The 5,915-nt window shown below is 41.5% G+C and carries 3 protein-coding genes; all 3 read right to left on the bottom strand.

Translation table 11 applies throughout. From position 1 onward, the window contains the following. Positions 1 to 1,479: glycosyltransferase family 39 protein (locus H6S82_RS15185; protein WP_191056374.1), on the bottom strand; the 1,479-nt coding region annotated here is incomplete at its 3' end. After that, a complete protein-coding gene (locus H6S82_RS15180; RefSeq protein ID WP_190468979.1) occupies positions 1,466 to 2,296 on the bottom strand; it encodes a sulfotransferase domain-containing protein in 831 nt (276 codons plus the stop codon). The genes H6S82_RS15180 and H6S82_RS15185, both read right to left, overlap by 14 nt. Before the next feature lie 11 nt (positions 2,297 to 2,307). Beyond that, the gene (locus tag H6S82_RS15175; RefSeq protein WP_190468982.1) at positions 2,308 to 5,883 is read right to left on the bottom strand and encodes a glycosyltransferase; all 3,576 of its coding nucleotides are present in this window, start codon (positions 5,881 to 5,883) and stop codon (positions 2,308 to 2,310) included. Positions 5,884 to 5,915 lie beyond the last annotated feature (32 nt).

Raw genomic sequence — 5,915 nt, 5'->3', positions numbered from 1 at the left:
ATAGCTAAGAGATAAGACTCTGGGCACATAACCGCTACTGATGACAAGGGGGCTTTTGTGCTGGTTAATAATCCTAGCTACTTCAGGATTGTAATAGCTGCCATATTTGTTCCACCAAGATTCGGCTTGAGAACTAATAGTACATGATAAAACACCTACTGATAGCATCGCCAGGGCGATCGATCGCCACAGATGAGAAAATTTTTTGCTGTTGATTCCTAAACTGAAAATCCCCCCGCTATCGAACCCGGTGTTACCATAAGAGGTGTGCGGGAAAATTTCTGCGTAACACATCATAAAAATAGTATAAGCGACTGCTAGTTGAATGCCCAAATAACAGGGTACGAGATAACGAGGAACGCCAGAGCGGATACCACCTACAATTAAATCGGGGAGTATGAGGGCAAGCCCTGTCACGCCCATTAAAGTTAAGATAAATAACCATACTCTTTTGGGAGTGCGATCGCAAATAAAATAAATCGAGTATCCTACCAAAATAGCGATGCTTAATATAACAGCTACTCGGATAACCACTGCAATTGGATTGCCAAAATTTACAACTTTACCCTGACTATCTAAATCTATAAAAACGCGGCTAAGGTTAAAGCTCCAAATTTGCAGCAAAGACCGCAGGTCTACTTTTTCTGCAAACTGACTGGTTGTACTTTGAATACTAGACAAACTATTAACAACAATCCACAACCAAGGCGTAAATGTTAGCAACCCAAAGCTGGATGCGAACAAAAATGCTATTTGTTTCTTGTGCCAGCGCCATCCTTCGCTTACAAATACATAAATTGCTTGTCCGATCGCAATTAATATCGAGAATAAGTAAGTATACAATAATAATGGTAAACTAGCTGCATAGATTATCCAGCTAAATTTTGTGTTAAGGCGCATAGCTCGCAGCAATAACCAACTGGATAACAATATAGTAACTGTCCACAAGCTATACTCCCGTACTTCTTGTGCGTAAAGTACGTGGAACGGGGAAACTGCGACAATTGTTACTGCTACCCAGCCTACCATCGGTGAGTTAAATAATTCCCAACATAAAAAATAAATGCCAGGGAAAGCTAACAAACTAATGAGGGCAGGTAAACTTCTTTTCACTGCCAATTCAGAACCAAATAACTTTTCCCAATAATGGGCGATTATATAATATAATGGCGGATGTTGGGAGTCTTCCGCTGCCAAAGATTTAATAGTATCGGTTATACCTTTGTCGGGACGAGGTTGCTGATACTGGTGTAACTCTGCGAGAGTTTTTGGTTTGTTATTGAATAATTCCTGTGTTGCTTCTGTCAACGTGTAACCGGCAATCCGCAATGACGTAAAAACTTCATCTCCCCAGTATACTTTTTTATCCAAATTTACGAAGCGAAAAAATACGCCCAGAACTAACAGAGCGATAATTAAAAACTTTACGCCATTTGGATGAATCCACTTATGGCTGGACTTATCTTTATTCCCAATCAAAATCTCTCCCCAAATACTCTGATAATTTGCGGTTATAAGGCTGAAAATATTGTTTTAGTTGATGGTGTGTTGCTTCGCTAACATCTTCTATGTCATAATCGGCAGTATTCCATTTGTCATATTTATCAAGCTTGTGAGGACGCAAACGTAGAAAATCAAATACTTGATGTAAAATGGCTTGCGGATCGTTGTAAAAATCCTCGCTTTTGAGGATCAAAAATTGTTCTTTAGGAAAAAAGGACATCCAATTTGCGATCTGCTCGATATAAATACCTCTGGAAAGGTAGGTATAATGCTGATGATTGAAGCTGTAGTAAGTTTCCCGGCTTAATATTTTTTCGAGTTCGCCTTTGAGCCGAAATTCTTCTTCTGCGATCGCATCCTCTAGGGACAGATTCTCGAATCCTAACTTTACCTCATGATAGTAATGAGAAATTGCTCTAGCAACCGGATTTCTCAACAGCACAATTAGCTTGATTTGGGGAAATAAATTGTAAACGCGCTGGGGAACCAAAGGATGAAAAAGGTAATAAGGACTAGCTTCACCGGTGATAAACCCAATAAGAAAATTATTTTCTACTTTTGCAACATCTTGTTGTACCGTTTCCCGGTCAACAGATTTAGCAAATCTGGCAAATTGATCTCGATACCAATCAGCACCTTTATGAAAGTTAAAGTCAAAGAAATGTACTTCTTTTCTTTGGGCTGGGACAACCTGGGGATGAGAATTTATATAACCGTACATAGAGGTAGTTCCACCCCTTTGGGCTCCTATAATCAAGAAGTCAGGTTTTCGTTCTTTGCTGTCTATTTTCATATCAAATTAAATCAATTGGTTTCCTCTAGGGCTACTTGTTTAGTCAGTAAAAGATGCTTTTCGAGCAGGTCTTTTTCATCGAACATTCTACAAACTTTAGCATAAGCATTGCTAGCCATACGCGCCGATTTTTCTGGATTTTTCAAGCATTCCTCAATTGCATCAGCTAAAGCTTTCGGGTTGCCAGATGGCACTAAGTATGCTTCATGTCCATCACTAACCATTTCCGGAATACCAAAAACGTTGGTGCTGACAATTTTGAGTTGAAATGCCATTGCTTCTAAAATTACTCTAGGGAACGACTCTTCAAAACTTGAGAATACAAAAACATCGCTCAGAGCAAAAAAGTCAAAGATATCTTTAGTTTTGTCAAAAATATAGACATTTGTCAGTTCTAATGCTTTGATTTGATGCTGTACGAAGTTGAGGTAACTGGGCACGTTACCGCCAACTATAACGAAAGATAAGCCTGCATTCCGTTCGGGGTAGCGAGTTAGCAGTTCTTTGATCGCTTCTACTAAAATATGCTGTCCCTTCCGTTCGCAAATAGTTCCCACCATCGTGAGAACGAGATCGTCTGGATTAATACCATATTTAGCGCGTAGGTCAGATTTATTATGAGAGCGGCGGAATTGGTTGATTTTGTCTATAGGAACTGCACCGGGAAAGGTGCGGAAATTATCTTTAGCATTCAACCTCTGAAACAAGTTACAGGTCGCTTCAGCTTGGAAAACAACTTTATTAGCATTGACAAAACAATCTTTCAGCAATTGTCGCATAGACTCTTCTGAGCCTTCTCCAAAACAGTGCTTGATGCTTTGTTCGATACTGATGCTTTCGTGAATATTCCAAATACTTGGCAATCCGAATAACCGTGCCATTTCCACACCCCAGAAAGTTAGTAAGGTGTTGGCTACGACTATATCGAAGGAAGATAGATCGAGGCGATCTCCTAATTTTCTTAACCGATTGCGAAATTCTTCTACCGATTCGTCGCTCAGTGGTACTTGGTTGGAAACGATTTTTACAGGGATGTTTAATTCTTCATAAAAATCTCGCAAAACGCCATCTTCTGAAGATATGACGTTGACCTGATACTCGCCCGCTGTAGCAAAGTGACGCGCATAGTTGTAAATAATTAAAGGCGCTCCTTCCAAATTTAAATTGTGGGTAATTACCAGTACTTTTAATTTACCCACTCGTTCTGTATGACAGTATTTGGCTGGATTTACTGCCATCCACATGGATTCTATATCTAAATTTTCGTTGAAGTAGGGGTCTCGAAAATTCGGATATCTGCTGAGAAAATTTAAATGTTCTCGGTAATCGTAATCTTTGCCTCTGGAAGCGCTGGTAACGTGGATGAGAGTTGCTTGAGGTGTAAAAACAACTCGTTTGCCAGATTGAATAACGCGCAAACAGTAGTCTACGTCGTTGTATTGTACTGCGAAGTTTTGTTCGTCAAAGCCACCTAATTCTCTGTATAAAGCGGTTGGCGTTAAAAGACAAGCACCGGTGACTGCCGATAGATTGCGTGCGGCATGGGGTAAAACAATATAACCTATTTCTTCTGTGTGTAGATTATGGAATAGATGATCGGCGAGTCCATTATGGGGCCCAATGACTACACCTGCGTGTTGAATAGTGCGATCGGGATATAAAAGTTTAGCACCTACTATGGCCACATCATCTATTGACATCCAGCCTACCATGTCCTCTAACCAGCCTGGGGCGATCGCTTCTATATCGTTGTTGAGATGAAGCATATAGGGCGTATCGACGTATTTAGCAGCGAGGTTCATTAACCTTGCGTAATTGAAAGGTTCCTTAGTTCGTCCTGAGTGAATGACTCGGCATTGTAGGACTTGATTTTGTACTAATTTTTTGAGATAGTCGTGAGTTTTCTTCTCCTGGGAGTCATCATCTATGATGAGTAGCTTTACGTAACGCTTATCAACAGTTCTTTCTAAACTAGCTACGCATTTTTCTAGCAGTTCAACTTTGTCTCTGGTGGGAATGGCAATAGTTACGGGATTTTCCGCTAGCAAGCTGGCGTCCCACTTCAATTGATACAAACATAAGCCGTGCTTTTCTGCAAGGGCAGGCAAAAATGGTTGGGCTTTGAGACCGCGACGTTGAATTGTATCTGATATGCCGCGATAGGCACTATCGAATACGTAGCGTTTTTGCGTGCCGTGGGAAGCTGTACTTTCGGAATGGGATCTCCAGTGATAGCAAACTTTGGAAATGTGTTTAACTTTATCTATATTTGTGTGTTCGGTGACTCGTAAAAATAAATCCAGGTCTTGAGCTCCTTCAAAACCTTTTCGCATCCGACCGGCTCGCTCGACTATTGTTTTGCGGATGACAGTAAAGTGCTGGGTAAAATTGTGGGTGAGCATCATTTCTGGACTCCAGGCACCCTTCAGTTGGGGATCGTACCTGCGTCCAGTTTCATCGATTTTGTCTTCGTCTGTGTAAATCCAATCGACATCGGGATTGTTGCTAATACATTCGGCAACGTGCAGTAGGGCGTCCGGCGATAAGAGATCGTCGTGATCTAAGAAGCCAACGTATTCACCTGTAGCTAAATCCAAGGCAGAGTTTGTCGCTGCTACGATGTGTCCGTTTTGTTGTCTAAAAGTTACTTTTATGCGGGAGTCCGATGCTTGTACTTCTGTCAAAACTTCTTTGACGTGAGGCTTGGTGGAAGCATCGTCAGCTAAGCAAAGTTCCCAATTGGGATAAATTTGCTCGGTGACGGAATTAATCATCTCCCTGAGAAATGCTTCCGACGTGTTATAAACGGGAACAACAATGCTGATTTTCGGGCCGCTGTTTTTTAGCTTTTGAGCATCTTCTGCCATGCGTGCTAAAAGCTTTGGGGTGAGACGGTTTGTTTCTAGCCATCTTTGATAGGGGTCTTGCAGTTGCCAAGGATGAGTTACGTTGAAACTTTCGAGAGCGATTTGGCGATCGTTTTTCTGTTGTTGATAGTAAATCCGCAGTTTGCGAACCCACTCAAATGGAGAAGGCGATAAGCGTCCGTGTTGGTATGCTGCGATTGCTTTGCGTGCGGCACCGTAAATAAAAAGAATTGGGTTGAAGCGTTTAACTTGCTCTGATGGAGAGGGCTGCACTCTAATGCGGCGAGTAAAACAACAAATCTTTTCGCCATTTTCGAGGACTGCCCAAATTGTGATGATAATATTTCCGGAGTAGTTCGGCCCTAAAAAGATATTCCACCGAAATCCAGATAACGCTGCGTTTGGCAAGTCGGGGAATACTTGTGCTACGTCAGGACGAGGCAAACCGTAGGATATCGGCTCTTCTGGTAAGCCGTCTCTGGACAAGCTGAGGGATTGAATGGGGGAGTTTTTGCTCCCGATCCAACCTACCACAACCAACATTCCGTTAGTGTTAATTTCGTTGATAGTTGGGCAATCTAGGCAACCGAGTAAGTCGCCTGTGGGAACTACTTCTATGAATAAGTCATCTTCTGACGAAATAGTTTCTGATTTTACCCCCAGGAAGGGTAATTTTGCTTTTTGAGCAAATTCTGCCATATCGGATAAATTTTTTTTCATTTTTTCTCAGTATTTTTTTATAAACCGATCGC

This window comes from Planktothrix sp. FACHB-1355, assembly GCF_014748295.1.
GTDB classification, from domain to species: domain Bacteria; phylum Cyanobacteriota; class Cyanobacteriia; order Cyanobacteriales; family Aerosakkonemataceae; genus Aerosakkonema; species Aerosakkonema funiforme_A.
The sequence above is the reverse complement of the archived record's forward strand: the minus strand, read 5'-3'. Positions and strand labels throughout refer to the sequence as shown.